The 19831-nt window shown below is 51.8% G+C and carries 21 protein-coding genes; 11 read left to right on the forward strand and 10 right to left on the reverse strand.

The window, feature by feature from the left end; translation table 11 throughout:
* Positions 1–428: 428 nt before the first annotated feature.
* The gene (msrA, locus tag E2566_RS17055; RefSeq protein WP_107170016.1) at positions 429–1067 is read left to right on the forward strand and encodes a peptide-methionine (S)-S-oxide reductase MsrA; all 639 of its coding nucleotides are present in this window, start codon (positions 429–431) and stop codon (positions 1065–1067) included.
* Positions 1068–1238: 171 nt separating this feature from the next.
* On the forward strand, positions 1239–2564 hold the full coding sequence (gene paeA, locus E2566_RS17060; RefSeq protein WP_107170015.1) for a polyamine export protein PaeA: 1326 nt from the start codon (positions 1239–1241) through the stop codon (positions 2562–2564).
* 59 nt (positions 2565–2623) lie between these two features.
* Here the strand turns inward: paeA and E2566_RS17065 are convergent, their stop codons facing one another.
* The gene (locus E2566_RS17065) at positions 2624–2830 is read right to left on the reverse strand and encodes a DUF1107 domain-containing protein (RefSeq protein WP_005974755.1); all 207 of its coding nucleotides are present in this window, start codon (positions 2828–2830) and stop codon (positions 2624–2626) included.
* A gap of 348 nt (positions 2831–3178) precedes the next feature.
* Between E2566_RS17065 and E2566_RS17070 the strand changes: the two genes are divergently transcribed.
* Entirely contained in the window at positions 3179–3757 is a 579-nt protein-coding gene (locus E2566_RS17070; RefSeq protein ID WP_107170014.1) for a YtfJ family protein, read from the forward strand.
* Between the two features lie 2 nt (positions 3758–3759).
* Here the strand turns inward: E2566_RS17070 and cysQ are convergent, their stop codons facing one another.
* Positions 3760–4500: a 3'(2'),5'-bisphosphate nucleotidase CysQ gene (cysQ, locus tag E2566_RS17075; protein ID WP_107170013.1), complete on the reverse strand. Its 741-nt coding sequence runs from the start codon at positions 4498–4500 to the stop codon at positions 3760–3762.
* Between the two features lie 204 nt (positions 4501–4704).
* Here cysQ and E2566_RS17080 point away from each other — a divergent pair, with 204 nt between their 5' ends.
* Positions 4705–6657, forward strand: a complete 1953-nt coding sequence (locus E2566_RS17080; RefSeq protein WP_107170012.1) for a bifunctional 2',3'-cyclic-nucleotide 2'-phosphodiesterase/3'-nucleotidase — start codon at positions 4705–4707, stop codon at positions 6655–6657.
* A 185-nt stretch (positions 6658–6842) separates the two neighbouring features.
* The gene (locus E2566_RS17085) at positions 6843–7397 is read left to right on the forward strand and encodes a flavodoxin family protein (RefSeq protein ID WP_107170011.1); all 555 of its coding nucleotides are present in this window, start codon (positions 6843–6845) and stop codon (positions 7395–7397) included.
* A gap of 53 nt (positions 7398–7450) precedes the next feature.
* Here E2566_RS17085 and E2566_RS17090 read toward each other — a convergent pair whose 3' ends face one another.
* Positions 7451–7873 (reverse strand): DUF2502 domain-containing protein, encoded by a 423-nt coding sequence (locus tag E2566_RS17090; protein WP_107170010.1) that lies wholly within the window; start codon positions 7871–7873, stop codon positions 7451–7453.
* Between the two features lie 301 nt (positions 7874–8174).
* Between E2566_RS17090 and ipdC the strand changes: the two genes are divergently transcribed.
* Both ipdC and ytfE read left to right on the forward strand, forming a co-directional pair.
* Complete coding sequence (gene ipdC, locus E2566_RS17095) at positions 8175–9842, forward strand: indolepyruvate decarboxylase (RefSeq protein ID WP_107170009.1); 1668 nt, start codon at positions 8175–8177, stop codon at positions 9840–9842.
* A gap of 167 nt (positions 9843–10009) precedes the next feature.
* Positions 10010–10675, forward strand: coding sequence for an iron-sulfur cluster repair protein YtfE (ytfE, locus tag E2566_RS17100; RefSeq protein ID WP_005974769.1), 666 nt, complete (start codon positions 10010–10012; stop codon positions 10673–10675).
* A 109-nt stretch (positions 10676–10784) separates the two neighbouring features.
* Here ytfE and fklB read toward each other — a convergent pair whose 3' ends face one another.
* Complete coding sequence (fklB, locus tag E2566_RS17105; RefSeq protein ID WP_107170008.1) at positions 10785–11405, reverse strand: BamJ family beta-barrel-assembly machinery protein; 621 nt, start codon at positions 11403–11405, stop codon at positions 10785–10787.
* A gap of 353 nt (positions 11406–11758) precedes the next feature.
* Between fklB and E2566_RS17110 the strand changes: the two genes are divergently transcribed.
* The gene (locus E2566_RS17110) at positions 11759–12472 is read left to right on the forward strand and encodes a LysM-like peptidoglycan-binding domain-containing protein (protein WP_107170007.1); all 714 of its coding nucleotides are present in this window, start codon (positions 11759–11761) and stop codon (positions 12470–12472) included.
* Here E2566_RS17110 and E2566_RS17115 read toward each other — a convergent pair.
* The 6 genes from E2566_RS17115 to yjfP all read right to left on the reverse strand — a co-directional run bounded on the left by E2566_RS17115 (position 12469) and on the right by yjfP (position 15349).
* A complete protein-coding gene (locus E2566_RS17115) occupies positions 12469–12831 on the reverse strand; it encodes a DUF488 domain-containing protein (RefSeq protein ID WP_107170006.1) in 363 nt (120 codons plus the stop codon). The two genes, E2566_RS17110 and E2566_RS17115, sit on opposite strands and share 4 nt — an antisense overlap.
* 139 nt (positions 12832–12970) lie before the next feature.
* A complete protein-coding gene (gene rplI, locus E2566_RS17120; RefSeq protein ID WP_107170005.1) occupies positions 12971–13423 on the reverse strand; it encodes a 50S ribosomal protein L9 in 453 nt (150 codons plus the stop codon).
* 41 nt (positions 13424–13464) lie between these two features.
* Entirely contained in the window at positions 13465–13692 is a 228-nt protein-coding gene (rpsR, locus tag E2566_RS17125; protein ID WP_005974788.1) for a 30S ribosomal protein S18, read from the reverse strand.
* A gap of 4 nt (positions 13693–13696) precedes the next feature.
* Positions 13697–14017, reverse strand: a complete 321-nt coding sequence (gene priB, locus E2566_RS17130; protein ID WP_107170004.1) for a primosomal replication protein N — start codon at positions 14015–14017, stop codon at positions 13697–13699.
* Between the two features lie 5 nt (positions 14018–14022).
* Positions 14023–14415 carry a 30S ribosomal protein S6 gene (gene rpsF, locus E2566_RS17135; RefSeq protein ID WP_005974793.1) on the reverse strand — a complete coding sequence of 131 codons (393 nt, stop codon included), beginning with the start codon at positions 14413–14415 and terminating at the stop codon, positions 14023–14025.
* A 181-nt stretch (positions 14416–14596) separates the two neighbouring features.
* Entirely contained in the window at positions 14597–15349 is a 753-nt protein-coding gene (yjfP, locus tag E2566_RS17140) for an esterase (protein ID WP_107170003.1), read from the reverse strand.
* 294 nt (positions 15350–15643) lie between these two features.
* On the opposite strand from yjfP, the gene E2566_RS17145 reads away from it, so the two are divergent.
* From E2566_RS17145 to prfH, 3 genes are all read left to right on the forward strand, one after another.
* Complete coding sequence (locus E2566_RS17145; protein ID WP_107170002.1) at positions 15644–17584, forward strand: methyl-accepting chemotaxis protein; 1941 nt, start codon at positions 15644–15646, stop codon at positions 17582–17584.
* Positions 17585–18013: 429 nt separating this feature from the next.
* Positions 18014–19135: an RNA ligase RtcB family protein gene (locus E2566_RS17150; RefSeq protein ID WP_107170001.1), complete on the forward strand. Its 1122-nt coding sequence runs from the start codon at positions 18014–18016 to the stop codon at positions 19133–19135.
* Positions 19132–19755: a peptide chain release factor H gene (gene prfH / locus E2566_RS17155; protein WP_107170000.1), complete on the forward strand. Its 624-nt coding sequence runs from the start codon at positions 19132–19134 to the stop codon at positions 19753–19755. The genes E2566_RS17150 and prfH overlap by 4 nt, the downstream gene beginning before the upstream one ends.
* Positions 19756–19831 lie beyond the last annotated feature (76 nt).

Consider the following 19831-nt stretch of genomic DNA (forward strand, 5'->3'; position numbering starts at 1 on the left):
TTTCTTCCCGCTATGCCTTTTTTCCCGGTGGCACTTTTTTGCCCAATGAAACGGTTCTTTGAAGTAAAACGTCTTTTTGCAATGAAAATAGTCACTGAGCTCCCTGATAAATCGATCTGTCACCCAAAACCTATAGCATGGCTTTCATCACTTCGCCCGCCACGCTGACGGTCATAGAGGTTCATGTTTCCAAACAAAACATCATGTAAAGCAGCAACAGGCTAATAACCCCGCATGAAATCAGTGATAAATACTAATTTTTTATCTTAGCGTTAGATATTAATCTGCAATTATCACTTTTTCGCGTTATGGACACGCATTACCTTAACATTAAACACTTTTAAGATATAAAGACAGGTCAATACTTCTTAGTTATGCTCTCAGTGAGAGAGGGTCATTCACCCAGTCCTGTTGGAGTTAACAACGTGATGAGTTCGATTGATAAGACACAGCGGATTACGCAATCCGATGCTTTACCGGGGCGTTCCACCCCGATGCCAGTGGCCAGACTGCATGTCGTGAATGAACATTCAATGACGCATGTGCCAGACCATATGTCCGTGGCTATTTTTGCCATGGGTTGTTTCTGGGGAGCGGAGCGTTTGTTCTGGCAACAACCGGGGATCTACAGCACAGCGGCGGGATATATTGGCGGTTATACGCCCAATCCAACCTACCGTGAAGTGTGCAGCGGGAAGACTGACCACGCTGAAGCGGTACGTGTCGTTTTCGATCCTGCGGTCATCAGCTACGGTCAATTGTTGCAACAGTTCTGGGAAAATCACGATCCTGCGCAAGGCATGCGTCAGGGCGGGGATATCGGCAGCCAGTACCGTTCCGCCATCTACACGCTCACGCCTGAGCAGGAACAGGCAGCACAGGAAAGCCTTCAGCGCTTTCAGCAGGCGATGAGAGAGAACGGTGATGGCCGCGCGATCAGCACAGAAATAGAGCCTGCGGGTCCGTTCTATTATGCTGAAGATGATCACCAGCAATATCTGCACAAGAACCCGAACGGCTACTGTGGGTTAGGCGGCATCGGCGTCTGTCTGCCGCCACCGCGTTGACCGCTGGCGGTAATTTCACCGCTCCTGCTATAATGCGCCCGAACCGGGCCCATCCTCGCCCGGTTTTGACCTTCAACAATGATCATAATGTGTTCACCTTTATGTGTTCACCTTTCTGAGGATCGCTGCGTCAATTTCGGCTCATGCGAAAACTTACCTAAAGTAAAAACTATGTTAAACAGTCTATTACTGATTCTTTTTCTTATTGCCATCAGTGCATTTTTCTCGTTGTCCGAGATATCGCTGGCGGCGTCTCGTAAAATTAAACTCAAACTGATGGCCGATGAGGGAAACCTCAACGCCGATCTGGTGCTCAAGTTTCAGGAAACGCCGGGCATCTTCTTTACCGTGATTCAGATTGGCGTCAACGCCGTCGCCATTCTGGCCGGTATCATCGGCGATGCGGCATTTTCTCCTACCTTTTCCATCCTGTTTGAACGCTTCATGTCACCTGAAGCCGCAGATAAAGTCAGCTTCATCTGCTCATTCGTCCTTGTCACCAGCCTGTTCATCCTGTTTGGCGATCTCACCCCGAAACGCATTGGTATGATTGCGCCGGAAACCGTAGCGGTCCGCATAATCAACCCCATGCGCTTCTGCCTGTTCCTTTTCCGCCCGCTAGTCTGGATATTTAACGGCCTGGCTAACGTCATTTTCCGTCTGCTCAAACTGCCGATGGTACGTAAGGATGACATCACATCCGATGATATTTATGCCGTGGTGGAAGCTGGCGCATTGGCTGGCGTACTGCGTAAGCAGGAACACGAACTCATCGAGAACGTATTTGAACTGGAATCCCGCACCGTACCTTCCTCAATGACCTCGCGCGAAAGCGTGGTTTACTTCGATCTGCGTGAGCAGGAAGACAGCATTAAGGAAAAAATCGCCCAGCAGCCGCATTCCAAGTTTCTGGTTTGCGATGGCACGATTGATCAGATCGTCGGCTACGTGGACTCCAAAGATCTGCTGATTCGGGTGCTGGGAAACCAAAGCCTGACGCTAAGCAGCGGCGTGCAGATTCGCCCGGCGCTGATCGTACCGGATACGCTGACGCTGTCCGAAGCATTGGAAAGCTTCAAAACGGCGGGCGAAGATTTCGCAGTCATTCTGAATGAATATGCGCTGGTCGTCGGTATCATCACGCTTAATGACGTGATGACCACCCTAATGGGCGATCTTGTCGGTCAAGGTATGGAAGAGCAGATTGTGGCGCGCGATGAGAATTCCTGGCTGGTAGAAGGCGGTACGCCAATAGAAGACGTGATGCGGGCGCTGAATATTGATGACTTCCCGCACTCCGGCAACTACGAAACCATTGGCGGCTTCATGATGTATACGTTGCGGAAAATCCCCAAACGTACCGATGCCGTACGTTTCTCAGGCTATAAGTTTGAAGTGGTGGACATCGATAGCTATAAGATCGATCAGCTGTTGGTCACCCGTTTGGAAGACCGACCTATCGTCGCATCCAGCGCGCGGGCTGATAGCACGGACTAACCTTGTCAATCAGCGAGTGATATACCAGAACGGCCCGCTATGGGCCGTTTCTTTATCATTCATCCCATCTCGGCCTGAAGCCGGATGACCTGGCGATTCACCTCGGACATCACCAGAAGATGCTGCTTATCCTGTTTCTTTGGCAAAAGAATTTTGCCGTAGTCGAACTCAAAAGCACCAACCCCTTTTATGTACAGCCGCCCACGAAACAGGGTTTTTACATATTTAGCGACTTTCAAAGGGTTGTAACGTTCGAAGATCCTCATCGTTTTACTCTCCCGTTTTATTTTTCTACGCTCTCCCTATCGCCAACATGGCTGAGGTTCTGGAGCGCTAATGAGATAACGGATACTGCTAATTAGTCCTGTAAAACGGCTTTTAGTTCCCCACTATTCAGTATTCTTAACTGCTTTTACAGATTTTTACAGAACAGTGTTTAAATAAACCCTTAGCCATCAGTATAAACCTTCAAAAGTAAGGGTTTTGTGCACTCGACCACAAACCGTTTCAGCACGGAGCAGGACAGACCAGTTTCCTGAATCTACGCTTATTCCATAGCCTGACATTTTCCATAATAGACATCGCATCAGGCTCCCCACACTGAAGGACATGCCATGATAAAAATACGCCACCTGCTGCTCGCGCTCTCTATCACTCCCTTACTGGGGCTTATTTCGCTCTCCACGTCAGCGCATACGCTGGTGCTCAACCAATTAGTTCCCCCTATCGGCGTCGCAGATCGGGGAGAACTTCAGTACCTTAATAATCAGTTTAGTTATAAAAACTGGAACAGCGCGCAATTGCCCGGGAAAGTACGGGTGATACAGCACATCGCTGGCCGAACCTCGGCAAAAGAGATGAACGATCCCCTCATCTCCGCGCTGAAGGCCGCTAACCTACCGCATGATTATTACCAAACGACGACAATCGTGAATACCGACGATGCCATCATCGGCACCAGCATGTTTGTGCGCAGTAGCCTTGAGGACAACAAGAAAGCCTTTCCATGGTCGCAATTCATTGTCGACAGCAACGGCAACGTGCGCAAAGCCTGGCAGCTACAGCCGCAAAGCTCCGCTATCGCGGTGCTGGATAAACAAGGGAAAATTCGGTTCGTGAAGGATGGAGCATTAAGCGGGCAGGACGTGCAGCAGGTGATGTCCCTGCTGCGTCAGTTGCTGGAAGAGAAATAGCGCTAAAATAAAGAGACGCGAAAACCGGGGTTGAGGAAAGATTCACGCGGCGTGTAGGACAGCGGTTGCCCCTGCCAATCGTGAATCTGCGCCCCTGCTGCCACCGCCACCGCATGGCCCGCCGCGGTATCCCAAATGTTAGTTGGCCCGAAGCGGGGGTAAAGCTGCGCTTCGCCTTCAGCCACCAGACAGAATTTTAGCGATGATCCAATCGCCACCGTCTGGTGCTCGCCTAGTTGGTTGAGATAATCCTTTAACTCGCTATCGGCATGAGAGCGGCTGACCACCACCAGCGGCGGATGCGCCTGCTTCACCGAAATTTGCCGCCGCTGACCGTTCTCTTCTTTCCAGGCTTTGCCTTCCGCTGCGGAGTACATCACACCCGTGACCGGTACATAAACCACGCCCAGCACCGCCTGACCGTTCTCGATCAGCGCAATGTTTACCGTGAATTCACCGTTGCGATTGAGGAACTCTTTAGTGCCATCCAGCGGGTCAACTAGCCAATAGCGCTGCCAGTGCCGGCGAATTTCCCACGCTGGTGGATCTTCTTCTGACAGCAGAGGAATATCAGGAAACGCGGCGGCCAGCCCGTCTTTAATCACCCTATGCGCGGCAAGATCGGCAGCGGTCACGGGTGAATCATCTTTCTTGTGTGCGACATCCACCGGATGTTGCCCATCGTAAACGTGCATAATGGCAGCACCGGCGTCACGGGCCAGTTGGCAAATCGGTTCTAACATGCTCTACCTCATCGTTATCGGTTGCGCGTAACGCAGACTTCATCTCTACCCTTCATTATACATCTGTGAGGCAATCTACGATTATTGCCATTATTGATGTCATCCTCAGGATTTAGAGGCGATAATCACTTTAACTTCATCATGATATGAAAAACACCCCCGATCGCCTTACGCATCGACAATCACCGCACAAGGAGTTACCCAATGAAGCATTCACTGGCACTCAGCCTGCTTGCAACGCTGGTCGCCACGACCGTTCATGCCGCTACCGTTGATTTACGGGTATTGGAAACCACCGATCTGCACAGCAATATGATGGATTTCGATTACTACAAGGATACGCCAACCGATAAGTTTGGTCTGGTGCGTACCGCCAGCTTGATTCACGCCGCACGCGAACAGGCCACCAACAGTGTACTGGTCGATAATGGCGACCTGATTCAGGGCAGCCCGTTAGGCGACTACATGGCGGCAAAAGGGCTGAAAGCGGGCGATGTACACCCGGTTTATCAGGCGATGAACACGCTGGATTATTCCGTCGGCAATATCGGTAACCACGAATTCAACTATGGCTTGGACTACCTGCACAAGGCGCTGTCCGGCGCGAAATTTCCTTACGTGAACGCCAACGTGCTGGATGCAAAAACGGGTAAGCCGCTGTTTACGCCTTACCACATTGAAAACAAGTCAGTCACGGATCGCGAAGGTAAGCAGCATACCCTGCGCATTGGCTATATTGGCTTCGTCCCGCCGCAGGTAATGGTGTGGGATAAAGCCAATCTGACAGGCAAAGTCACCGTGGAAGACATCACGGAGAGTGCCAAAAAATGGGTGCCAGAAATGCGTAAACAAGGTGCCGATCTGGTCATCGTTATCCCTCACTCCGGCCTGTCTGCCGAGCCGTATAAAGCCATGGCAGAAAACTCCGTTTACTACCTCAGCCAAATTCCTGGGGTTGATGCAATCATGTTTGGCCATGCTCATGCCGTTTTCCCCAGCAGTGACTTTGCCAACATCAAAGGCGCGGATATCAAACAGGGAACGCTTAACGGCGTACCTGCCGTCATGCCGGGGCAATGGGGTGACCACCTCGGCGTCGTCGATTTTACGTTGAATAACGACAGCGGCACATGGAAAGTGGAAAAGGCGACAGCAGAAGCCAGACCGATTTATGACAAAGCGCAGAAGAAATCACTGGCAGCGGAAGACGACAAGCTCGTAAAAGTGCTCTCCGATGCGCACAAAGACACGCGTGAGTTCGTCAGCAAACCCATCGGCAAATCCGCAGACAACATGTACAGCTACCTGTCGCTGGTTCAGGACGATCCGACCGTGCAGATCGTCAACAATGCCCAGCGCGCCTATGTCGAACACTTTATTCAGGGCGATCCCGATCTGGCCGATCTGCCAGTGCTCTCCGCCGCCGCACCGTTTAAAGCCGGTGGACGTAAAAACGATCCGGCCAGCTATGTCGAAGTAGAAAAAGGCCAGCTCACTTTCCGTAACGCCGCCGATTTGTATCTCTACCCAAATACGCTGGTGGTGGTGAAAGTCAACGGGCAGCAGGTGCAGGAATGGCTGGAGTGCTCTGCGGGCCAGTTCAAACAAATTGATACGAGCAAGCGTGAACCACAGTCGCTACTCAACTGGGATGGCTTCCGCACCTATAACTTCGACGTGATCGATGGCGTCAATTATCAGATTGATGTCACGCAACCTGCCCGCTATGACAGCGAGTGCGCGTTAATCAACGAGAAATCACACCGTATCAACGCGCTGACGTTTAACGGCAAACCAATCGATCCTAAAGCAACCTTCCTGATCGCCACGAATAACTATCGCGCTTATGGTGAGAAATTTGCCGGTACGGGTGAAAAATATGTGGCCTTTGCCTCGCCGGATGAAAACCGTTCCGTGCTCGCGGCTTACATTAGTGCGGAAACGCAAAAATCGGGAGAAGTGAAACCGCAGGCGGATAACAACTGGCGTCTAGCACCTATCATCAGCGACACGCCGCTGGATATCCGTTTTGAGACGTCACCGTCAGAGAAAGCCACGGCGTTTATCAAAGAGAAAGCGCAGTACCCGATGACGTCCGTCGGGAATGATGACACCGGCTTTGCGGTTTATCGTATTGACCTGCAACACGCTAAATAAACGCTGACAGCCCTGTCAGGCTCCTGCTGCGGTGGGAGCCTGAACTCCCCGTAACTCAAACCCGGTTATCTCGCATTTTCACTCCAGTATCATAATGTTACAGAGTAATGAAACAGAGATAATCTTTTCTCGGTGTAAAGTAGGTTATCGACATACCGATACAACATAGAAAAATGGGGACAATAATGTCAAAAAGCGTCGTTATTTATCATTCCGGCTATGGCCACACACAACGTCTGGCACAATCCGTAGCAGAAGGCGCGCAAGCAGCGCTGATCGCGATTGATGCTGAAGGAAACATTACCGATGCCGAGTGGGAGCAACTCGCCGCTGCCGACGCGATTATTTTCGGTGCACCGACTTACATGGGCGGCGTTCCCTGGCAGTTCAAGAAATTTGCGGATGCCAGCTCTAAAGTTTGGATGTCCCGCAGTTGGAGCAACAAAGTGTTTGGCGGCTTTACTAACAGTGCCAGCCTGAATGGGGACAAACAGGTTACGCTGATTTATCTGCAAACGTTGGCTTCACAGCACGGCGGGATTTGGGTCAGCCTGAACCAGTTGCCTTCCAATGCCAAAGCGGCAAAACGTGACGATCTGAACAATTTAGGTGGCTCCGTGGGTCTGCTGGCACAAACACCTTCTGATGCCAGCGCAGATGAAGTGGTCGCCGGCGATCTGGCGACCGGTAAACTGTATGGCCAGCGCATCGCAGACATCGCTGCAAAACTGGCAAACTAAACGCCCTTCGCTGACGAACATGCGCCGCCCCTTAGCGGCGCTTTTTTATTTAGCTAATCGCGGAACGCCCCTCGCCCATTGCGGTAATAGCCATTTCCTCGCTCATGTCCACGCCTATCCCAATCACCGCGACGCGGGCCCCGCTCGTCAACATAGCGTGGAGGATCAAAACGGCGATTGTCGTAATCGCGTCTATCGCGTTGGCTCTCACGCCACCAGCGAGCATCCCGCCAGCGCCAGCCATCCCAGTAGTAACCGTGTCGATTACGTTCACCACGATGGTAACCCCGGTGCTCCTGCCACCAGCGCTCGCTGCGCCAGTCATAGCCATCCCAGTAATTACCGCGTCTGTCACGCTCGCCGATATTCAACGTAACGCCAGGCATCAAATCGATGCTTGCACCCTTAGCCTCTGGCGCTGGCATAACCGCAAACATTCCCACAAACAGGGCACTGATGACGAGTGGCTTAAACATAGAGGGTACTCCTTGCTCACCGCGACTGCGGCCTGGCAAAGATATACGGGGAATTCCTCTGTCCCACTATCAGATAAATGCGCATTTTCCTGATTTTACCGTTCTTAACGTTTCGCTAACGCCAATGCACGCTATTCATCAGCACCCTATTAATTCATTAATAAATTTAATGCCAAATATCCCTTTCAAGCACGAATAGACGCAAATTATAGGGTTAACCATAGGGAATAAGTATTAGAAATATTCACCTTATCGCTAATACTTATTCTCAGAATATCCGTCATTCATAGAGGGAACAGCGATGGGCAAAAATTATACGGTGGGCGATTATTTACTGGATCGTCTGGCACAGATTGGTATCCAGCATCTCTTCGGTGTGCCGGGCGATTACAATCTGCATTTTCTCGATCATGTCATCAGACACCCAGAGATCGCCTGGGTGGGCTGCGCGAACGAATTAAACGCCGCTTACGCCGCCGATGGCTATGCGCGATGTCGTCCAGCTGCGGCGCTGCTCACCACCTTCGGCGTAGGTGAACTCAGCGCAATTAACGGCATCGCAGGCAGCTATGCCGAATACCTGCCCGTTATTCATATTGCCGCAGCCCCCAGCCTGACTTCACAACGCAACGGCGAATTACTTCATCACACATTAGGCGATGGAGACTTCAACCACTTTTCTCGCATGGCGGCAGAAGTCACTGTTGCACAAGCCCACCTCACCGTCGAGAACGCAACGACAGAGATCGACAGAGTCATTGGGGAAGCGCTTTCTCAGCACAAACCGGTATACCTGTTCCTGCCATTGGACGTCGCGGCGGCTCCCGTCAACACACGCTCCTATCCGCTCGTTATCCCCGAACCATTACGCTCTGATGACGCTCTGCGAGCCTTTACCGCCGCGGCCACCGGTATGCTAGGTAAGGCAAAATCAGTTTCGTTGCTGGCAGACTTTCTGGCTCAACGCGTTGGCGTCGCGGAACAAATCCAACGCTGGCTTGATAAAACGCCACTTCCCCATGCCACCTTACTGATGGGCAAAGGTACGCTAAACGAACAGCACCGTAGCTTTACCGGCACCTACGCGGGTGGCGGCAGTCACGATGCGATCCGGGCACACATCGAGGACGCAGATGTCATCATCAGCATCGGCGTACGCTATACCGATACGATTACCACCGGTTTTAGCCATCAGATTCCGAGCGAAAAAAATATCGACATTCAACCAACGTTAGCTCGCGTAGGGAATCAGGTTTTCTCCTCCGTACCAATGTCAGATGCTATCGCCGCGTTGGAAAAAATCACCGCGCCGCTCGCGCCCCGCTGGGATCATCACACCATTACGCCTCCGGCCTTACCACAAGCAGAATGCAAGAACGCGCTCAGCCAGCATGAATTTTGGCAACAGATGCAGCGCTTCCTCCGCCCTGGCGATATTCTCGTGACCGATCAGGGTACCTCGTGTTTTGGGGCCGCGACGCTCCGGCTACCAAGGGACTGCCATTTCATCGTCCAACCGCTGTGGGGCTCGATAGGCTATTCTTTGCCAGCGGCATTCGGCGCGCAGATTGCTGAACCAGAAAGACGTGTAGTTCTATTGATCGGCGATGGCTCATTTCAGCTTACCGTACAAGAACTCGGTTCTATCATTCGGGATCGCTTAAACATGGTCATTGTGGTGCTGAACAACGAAGGCTACACCGTCGAACGGGCTATTCATGGCCCAGAACAGCGCTATAACGATATTGCGGCCTGGAACTGGACACGGCTTCCCGCTGCGCTAGGTGCGGATGAAAACGAGATACTCTGCGAACAGGTACGTTCGCCCGCCGCGCTCGCGCAGGTGCTTGAGCTCGTGAACGCAGAATCTCGCTTGTCACTTATAGAGGTCGTATTGCCGAGGATGGATATTCCCGCATTATTGCAAACCATCACCCAGTCGCTTGAGACCCGCAATACCGTGCAGTAGAACAATCAGACTGTTGACGAACCTGTTTATTGAACTCACACCGCTATACGGACTTTGTCAGCAACCTCGGCATGCTTTTTACCGCCTACCTCGTAAGCGGTATATTCAACACCAAAAGATGCATTTAAAATGCAATTTATAAACTGCATTCGTTGAGAGGCATCATCATGGCATACCGCGATCAATCCCTGGGTGAACTGGCTATCGCTATTCCGCGCGCCACCAAGCTCTTTCGTGAACTCAATCTGGACTTCTGCTGCGGCGGAAAACAAACGCTAAGCCGCGCGGCTGGCAAAAAAGATCTCAATATCGATGAGCTAGAAGCCCAGTTAAATGAGCTGGCTGCACAGCCTTCTGATGCACGAGACTGGCGTGAAGCACCACTGGCTGACATTATCGCGTACATCATTCCTCGCTTTCATGACCGCCACCGTGAACAATTGCCGGAACTGATTCTGATGGCAGAAAAAGTCGAGCGGGTGCACCACGATAAAGCAGACTGTCCGCACGGCCTCGCAGCACAATTGACCGCAATCTATAACGAACTGTCCCAGCATATGATGAAAGAAGAGCGCATCCTCTTCCCAATGATTAGTCAGGGAATGGGGGCAAATGCTGCCGCACCGATTTCAGTGATGGAACATGAGCATGATGACGCAGGGCGTGATGTGGAAGTGGTCAAAGAGCTGACCAACGGCGTCGTGCCACCAGAAGGTGCCTGCAACACCTGGCGCGCACTGTACTCAGGTATTAACGAGTTTATTACCGATCTGATGGAACACATCCATCTGGAAAACAATTTGCTGTTCCCACGCGCACTGCGTGGTGAGTAATGTCGCTGTAGTAAAAAAATAAGAAAGTCCAAAAAATAAAAAAGTCAGTAAAAACCATTCAGTAGAAACAACAAAGGCGCTCAGTGAGCGCCTTTTTTTTGTCTGGAGATTACAGAATTTCCAGCAGTTCTACTTCAAAAATCAGCGCGCTGAACGGCGGAATGGAAGCGCCTGCACCGCGTTCGCCATATGCCAGGTTATGCGGGATATAGAGCTCCCACTTAGAACCGACTGGCATCAGCGTCAACGCCTCAATCCAGCCAGGAATAACGCCGCTGACCGGGAACTCTGCAGGTTGGCCACGCTCAACGGAGCTGTCGAACACACTGCCGTCAATCAGGCGACCGGTGTAATGCACACGAACACGATCCTGACGAGCAGGAATTGCTCCTTCACCCTGAGTTAACACACGGAATTGCAGACCGGACTCTGTGCTATCCACACCTTCTTTCTGCGCGTTTTCCGCCAGGAACTGTTGGCCTTCTACCGCCAGCACCTGTTGGCGCTCACGACGTACCGCATCAGCACGCTCATGGATTTCACGCAGCGCACGATGAACCACATCCACAGGCACCGCAGGCGCGTTACCTTCCAGCGCATCGCGTAGACCAGCAAGCAGGGCTTCTGGGATCAGACCTTCAAGCCCTGATTCCTGTAACTGTTGACCAACCTGTAAGCCGATGCCGTAACTTGCCTGCGCTTCGACGCTATCAAAAGAAGGAGTTGTCATGGATGTTCCTTTTAATCTGTAAAAAACTGAAAGCGCAGCATAACAGCGACGGGGATTGGGGTAAAATCCTGTGTGCAGGTAATCACGTTAACTGAACGCGAGCCAAGCCATTGCCGGAAGCTGGCCTATACTGGTGATTCTACTATTCCTAATACATCGGCTGCCTTGTTCATCAACGTGTTAACTAGTCAGCTAAGGGAAATTATCGGTATACTGAACGCATTCTTATCCTGATACGGTTTTTATGCTGACGCAGCGTTATTGTTGGCATAGCGTGGTTAATGACATCATTTTTATCTGATGCGTTTTTATACTGACTGTTTTTATACTGAATTGTAGTAAGAGAGGTCACCATGGGCAGAATTGCGCCCAGGAAGCGGAAAACCACCTGGGATTATCAAACGCTAGTGCGCTTCTGCCAGCGAATTATCCAGCGGCAGCCCTCAGATGCTGTAGCCGTAGAAAATGATGAGGCGAATGAAGAGCAGGAGCGTCTGTCTCCCCCTTCCCTGCGTGAACGTATGAGTGTCACGCTGCAAAAAATCTGGCATCTGCCCGACAGCTACCACTGGATGGAACCGTTGCCTCTCCTCCATCGTCGCTGGATTTTAATCGCTATCGCACTGCTGCTGGTCGTATTGCTCTGGCCTTACAGCGCGCAACATCCGCAGCCTGCACGTAGCACCCCCGTACCTCTTACTCAGGCGGATAATCAGGCTGCGATGCAGGCCGTGATTATTGAAAATCCGCCTTCCACATCACAGCAGCAACATGCGCCTACACCGCCACCGGCTCAGCATTCAGCGCCGTGGCGGAACTATGAAATATCATCAGGGCAAACACTGGCACAGCTCTTTCGCGATAATAACTTGCCCGTCAGCGATGTGTTCGCTATGGCGCAGGTGGAAGGCAGAGATAAGCCACTCAGCAATTTGCGGGCAGGTCAGGCGGTCAAATTACAACTGAATGCGCAAGGCATGGTGGCAGAGCTGGAAATCGAAACCACAGCAAACCAGACGATTCGGTTCACGCGCGGTGCGGACGGCGCGTTCACCCGCACACGCTAGCGGGCCAGCTGTTCCAATAGGAAATCGCGCAGGACGAGAGCATGGTTGTGCTGCGCATCTTTACTGCCATAAAGCAGCGTTATAGTCTTCTTCTGCTCAAGTAACGCCAACAGCCTGTTGCACGCCGTCCCCTGCGCTAACTCATTACGATAATAATCCACAAACTCCGCCCAACGTTCAGGCTCAGCGTGGAACCATTTTCGCAGCTCGCTGCTCGGCGCAATGTCTTTAAACCACTCAACCCCTTCCAGGCGCGTTTTACTGATGCCACGCGGCCACAGGCGGTCAATAAGAAAAGTGGGGGAAGAAAAAGGGGCGTGCGCATCATACACGCGGATGAGGTGAATCAAATCGGACATACGGCCTCCTTTTTAGCGTCTCCTTTTTAGGGTAGTCAGGTAAGGATAGTCCATTTCCCAATCCCTAAAATGCAAAACGCTGGCACAAGGCCAGCGTTTCACATGTTAACTAAAGCGTTAATTCAACGATAAACGTAAATTATGCTTCAGCAACAACAACGACATTCAGTTCAGCAAAGACATCGCTGTGTACCTGGAAGCTCACTTCGTGCTCACCCAGAGTACGCAGAACGCCGTTCGGCAGGCGAACTTCGCTCTTAGCGATTTCAACACCGGCAGCCGTTACCGCATCAGCGATATCGCGAGTACCGATGGAACCGAACAGTTTACCTTCGTCGCCTGCTTTAGACGCGATGGTAACGCTACCCAGTTCTTTGATCTTAGCGGCGCGAGCTTCAGCAGCAGCCAGAACGTCAGCCAGTTTGGCTTCCAGTTCAGCACGGCGTGCTTCGAAGAACTCAACGTTTTTCTTAGTTGCCGGCACAGCTTTGCCCTGCGGAACCAAGAAGTTACGAGCATAGCCCGCTTTAACGTTTACCTGATCACCCAGGCTGCCCAGGTTTGCTACTTTATCAAGCAGAATAACTTGCATTACTTTATCCTCTCAAAGTCTCGTTAATGGACAGTGGCCGATTACTGATGACGGTCAGTGTACGGCAACAAAGACAAGTAACGCGCACGCTTGATAGCGCGGGCCAGCTGACGCTGGTATTTTGCACGAGTACCGGTGATACGGCTCGGAACAATCTTGCCGCTTTCAGTGATATAGTTTTTCAGCGTAGCGATATCTTTATAATCAATCTCTACAACGCCTTCCGCGGTGAAACGGCAGAATTTGCGACGACGGAAATAACGTGCCATGTGGCTAGTCTCCAGAATCTATCAATTCAATCTGCTCGGCATGTAACACTATCTTGCTTAGACCATTGCGCCCTTGATGGCAGCTAATGAATCCGTGCACGGTAAGTTGCGTGCCGACCGTTATACTGTGGGTAACTGCTTGTGACGAAAGTCCGCTGACAATCACGGGCATACGACACCATGCTTGCCGCTTCAATCCGGCTTCCTCTTGCGTCGAGCGGTGCTCAAGCACGAACTGACAGTGAGGAATACCTGACGGGCTGACCTTACGAATGGGCGTCTTGCACACGGTGCCAGACAACACCAGACGGTTCACCGTCACCACAACAATTACTCTTCAGAATCCCCTGCATCCACATCATCGCCAGCTTCAGCGAAATCTTCACGACGCTCACGGCGTTCGTCTTTCGCTTTCACCATTGGAGATGCTTCAGTTACCGCGTGCTTAACGCGCATAACCATGCTGCGGATAACGGCATCGTTAAAGCGGAAGTTTGTTTCCAGCTCATCGATCGCTTCCTGCGGTGCTTCAACGTTCAGCAGAACGTAGTGAGCTTTGTGCAGTTTGTTGATCGGGTAAGCCAGCTGACGGCGGCCCCAGTCTTCCAGACGGTGGATCGTGCCCTGCGCACCAGTGATGGTAGCAGTGTAGCGCTCGATCATGCCTGGAACCTGTTCGCTCTGGTCAGGATGAACCATAAATACGATTTCGTAATGACGCATCGAATTGCTCCTTACGGATTATTCAGCCTCCTGTCTGGGTCAACCGCGGCCCGTGGAGGCAAGGAACGTGTATGTGTGCGGCTGAAAAAATGACGCGTAAGTATAGTGCTCGACATTAAAGAACACAAGGAAGAAACACAGGAGTTTTCTGCGTGGTGATATTTCAGCGTTAGGAGCAAAATTACAGCGTCCGCTGGAAGAAATCAGCCCCCGCCTGCAACGCCGTCGGCGTAATACGATGCGCCACACCTGGCTCGGTCAAATACGTCAGATTAGCAAGTTGCTCGCGCGCCTGTAATGCCTGGTGGAGACGTGCGCTTTCTGCCGCAGGCACGACATCATCCGCCTCACCATGCCACACAAACAACGGCCGACTGGACAGTGCCTCCAGCCGCGTGGTGACATCATAATCAGCGAGCTGGGCCGCTAACGCCTGCAACACCGCCTGATTCTCTTCGCGATCGGCCGGAACCGGAGGAAATAGCGTTGAGGATAACGTGGAGAAGTAGCCAGAACCCATAAATGCCGCCACCGCCGTAATCCAGGGATAGCGCGCCATGCACCCCAGTGCGCTCATTCCGCCAAGTGACGCGCCGCAAACGCCAACCCGTTCCCCGTCGATCAGACCACGTTGCCGATATTCCGCTACATAACCAGGAAGTTCTTCAATATTCGATCGCAGGATATCCCAAAAATGACGCAACCGCTGCGCTTCATCCCCGTCATAACGGGCACCATGCATGGCAGCATCGGGTAGAATCACTCTGAATCCAGCCTGAGCCAGCGCATAGCCAAAATACGAGTACACCTCTTTTGACGAGCAGTAACCGTGGAAGAAAAAAATCGTCGGCAGAGGCTGTTCCTTTCTTCCCGCAGGCACCGCATGAATCACATCTATACCGCTGCCGAGTTTATCCAGTGACATTTCAACCATATTTCCCTCGTATTCCGTTCTGTCAGCACACTTTTATGTAGCGAAATCGTATTTAGCAACAAGGTCACAACCTTTTACGATAAACCCGCTCACAATAATCTTCCTATCTCAGTAATGTTATTAATTTCATGCTTATTTAAGCAGCGCATTTATGTAAATAAAAAAATTGCATTGATCCAGATCAATTACTGAAATGGATATTTACACTCCGTGATTAAATTTTTTTTATTTACTGCCGTTAACGCATGTGAAGTAAGACTAAAAAATAACCTTTTTATTATAAGAGACACACATATGTTGGGACTTTCCTTTAAGCACTGGGGTTTGGGTATCAAGTTATCAATTATCGCCTCCCTAAGCGTGGCGATATTGTTCATAGCTTTCACCCTTACTCTTACCCGCTCCGCAGGCGATCAACTAAAATCGTTGACCCTCAATGACATGCAGAGCCAGGTGAATGGAGTCACCGACATGATCAACATGTACGATACCAGCCTACAAGCCGAGGTCAGCAACTATACGCGGCTGCTAGCGAGCTTTCTGCCGACGCGGTTTTCACTGGATACCGTTAACCGTATCCCTTTCGGCAACACACCTCAGCCGACACTAAAGGCTGGCGATACGGTATTGAACCTTAACACCGAGGTGACGGATGACTTTCTGAGCCGTACTCACGCAATCTCAACAATTTTCGTCCGCGATGGAGAGGATTTTACGCGCATCACTACTTCACTGAAGAAAGAAGATGGATCGCGCGCAATGGGCACCAAACTCGATCGTGAAAGCCCGGCCTATGCACTTGTCATGAAAGGTGAAACTTACAGTGGGTTAGCAACGCTGTTCGGCAAACAGTACATCACCCAGTATCAGCCGATACGCGATAGTGAAAACAAGGTCATCGGTATTCTGTTCGTCGGCGTCGATATCACGAAGCAATTTACCGAGATGCAACACACTATTCTGAACAAGAAAATGGGTGAGACAGGCCATTTCTTTGTCCTTAGCACGAAAAAAGGAAAGGATGCAGGTAACTACCTTTACCACCAAAGCAATGCCAACCAACGTCCTGACTGGTCAGAAGGTGCATTAGAGAAAGTGCTGGCAACCGGTAATGGTACGATCGAATACGACAACAACACGATGACGGGCGAAGAGAAAACCCGGATCATGGTGTATCGCAGCATTCCGCAGTGGAACTGGATTGTTGCAGGCACGGTGAGTAAAGAAAGCTTAATGGCAGAGATTAATCATACCCGTAACCTGTTCTTAGGCGGCGGTATTATTCTGGTTCTGCTCTTCGCTGCATTCTTTGTCGTGCTAACGCGCAAATGGCTGAGCCAGCCGCTGGTTGAAATCGTCAAAGTGGCAGAACAATTTTCTGCCGGTAACCTGACGGCCACGCTTTCCAGCAACCGGAGCGATGAAGTGGGTCGCTTGATCGATGCGATTAACGGCATCGGGCAGGGGTTAACGACTATCGTGTCGCAGGTAAGAAGCTCCTCTGAGGAAATCAGTGCCAGCACCGATGCGCTTGCCGCTGATAGTGAAAATATCAGTGAGCAGATTGCCCGTCAGGCCAGCAGCGTCGAAGAAACCTCTGCCAGCATGGAGCAGCTCTCCGCCAGCGTGAAGCAGAATGCCGATAATGTCTCCGCCGCCAAAGATCTGGCAGAGCAGAGCGCAGCGGCGGCACGCAACGGCAGCCAGACCGTCACCGACTCGGTTTCTACGATGAGTGACATCAAAAATTCATCGCAGCGGATCGCCGATATCACGACGGTGATCGAATCTATCGCTTTCCAGACCAATATTCTGGCGCTTAATGCTGCCGTAGAAGCCGCTCGCGCGGGCGAGCACGGCAGAGGCTTCGCCGTGGTTGCTGCTGAAGTGCGCGCGCTGGCACAGCGCAGTTCTACTGCGGTGAAAGAGATCGAAAGCTTGATTGATGAGTCGCTGGAAAAAATCGAAGCGGGCTACCATTTCTCAGAAAAAACGCAGGCGGTAATGGACGACTTACGTAACCGCATCCTGCAAGTCAGCACCATCGTGAACGATATTGATATCGCCTCACGCGAGCAGTCCGCCGGTATCAGCCAGGTAAACATCGCGATTGTACAGATTGGTCAGGCAACGCAGGAAAACGCCATTCTGGTCAACAATTCGGAAGACACGGCGCAGAGTCTGCGTCAGAAAGGCCACCACCTCAGCGAGCTGGTCAGCGTCTTCCGTATTTAACATCCACCCATACCCTAAATAATTCGAGTTGCAGGCAGGCGGCAATCGCACGAATCCCCAAGAGCTTACATAAGTAAGTGACTGGGGTGACAAATCTGCCGGGAGCAGATTTGAACGCTGCTTGCAGCGGCCCTTTAGGGCGAGGCCCACGACGGGCCGAGTATTTAAGAGAAGCCAACGCACATGCAGCTTGAAGTATGACAGGTATAGCGGCCATCAAAGGTATTGCGCGATGGCCGCCACTTAAGTATTATGCCGACGTTTTTTCACCCATCCCCCCACTGACAAAGGAGACGACATCATGACAACACTTACTCTGATTCTTTGCAGGACATCTCGGGACTAATTCCGCATTCTTTTCCGCTTTGCGTTATCCCCCCAGCTGTAGCCTGCCTTACCCTATTTTTAAATTGATCAGCAGGATGATCTATGGGCAATGCTATTCGCTCTATTTCGGCGCGCGTCAGTGTGATCGCGACGGAAAATACCTGGATTGAAGATAAAGCAATCCAACAGCTTCAAATTACCTCACAGCTTCCCGATATGGTACGTGTGGCCGGTATGCCAGATTTGCACCCAGGCCGCGGTTACCCCATTGGGGCAGCATTTTTTTCACAACAGCGCTTCTACCCCGCTCTGGTTGGAAATGATATCGGCTGCGGCATGGCGCTATGGCGCACTGGCCTGAACGCCAACAAAATTTCGCTGGATAAGCTGGAAAAACGGCTTGGCAATATCGATGGGCCACTAGAAGACGATGACAATATTCCACCCAAGCTGGCAGATTTCCGCTATTCGCTGGGCACCATCGGCGGCGGTAACCACTTTGCAGAATTGCAGCAGCTTGATGAAATTTATCAGCCAGATACGCTGCACGATCTGCGCATTGATCCTAAACAACTGCTGTTGCTCGTGCATAGCGGCTCACGCGGATTAGGACAAACCATACTGGAAGCCCACGTGCGGGAATTCGGTCATCAGGGTCTTGAAGCCAACACACCAGCCGCAGAAGCCTATCTGGCACAGCATCAGTTTGCGCTGACGTTTGCCACCCACAATCGGCGACTGATCGCTCAGCGAATGCTGGAACGTTGGCATACGGAAGGCGATGCCGCACTGGACGTGAACCACAATCTAGTGACACCGACAACGATTGAAGGCATTTCCGGCTGGCTGCACCGCAAAGGCGCGACACCCGCCGACTGCGGCCCGGTTATCATCCCCGGCTCACGCGGCGACTACAGCTATATCGTCCAACCTATCCCTCACGCCGACAGCCTGTATTCACTGGCACATGGCGCGGGGAGAAAGTGGATGCGCACGGAGTGTAAAGATCGTCTGTCTTCACGTTACAGCGTCCAGCAACTGGCGCGTACTCGCTTCGGCAGCCGCGTAATTTGCCAGGACAGGCAGTTGATTTTTCAGGAAGCCCCGGAGGCCTACAAACCGATAGACAGCGTGATTGGCGCGATGCAGCAGGCGGGATTAATCACGCTGATTGCACGCCTGAAACCGGTGCTCACCTATAAAACGCGCGGGGAGGATAAATGATATTACTTCAACTTTCTGCCGCGCAGGGACCGGACGAATGCATGCTCGCAACGGCAAAAGCGTTACAAGCTCTACTACGCGATGCAGCACGACAAAGTATCGAGTGTGAAATTATCGAAACCGAAGCAGGGAAACGTTCCGGTACGCTACGTTCCGCACTGGTTCTGTTAAACGGCGATCGGGCGGAACCGCTGGCTGCCAGCTGGTGCGGTACGCTCCAGTGGACGTGCAATAGCCCCTGGCGTAAAGGGGGTGGACGTAAGAACTGGTTTATCGGCGTCGCACGCTTTCATCAGGAGCAGGCGTTTGCCGATAACGAGATTCGTTTTGAAGCCACGAAATCCTCCGGTCCCGGCGGGCAGCATGTGAATAAAACCGAGTCTGCCGTCCGCGCTACCCATGTCGCCAGCGGCATCACGGTGAAAGTGCAGAGTGAACGCAGCCAACACGCGAATAAGCGTCTGGCCTGTTATCTCATCGCCTACCGTCTGGAAACGCTACAGCAACAGCAACACGCCGAACTACGCGCGCAGCGGCGTCTGTTCCACCATCAGATAGCGCGCGGCAATCCGGTAAAAGTCTTCAAGGGCGAAGATTTTACGCTGGTTGCTTCCCACTAACCTCAACTAACGGGCGGGCATCGATTGCCTGCCCGTGATTTTCCCCCTCGCTAAAGAGAGGGCTATCAGTGCGCTG

It is taken from the genome of Pectobacterium punjabense (assembly GCF_012427845.1).
In the GTDB taxonomy this organism is placed as follows: domain Bacteria; phylum Pseudomonadota; class Gammaproteobacteria; order Enterobacterales; family Enterobacteriaceae; genus Pectobacterium; species Pectobacterium punjabense.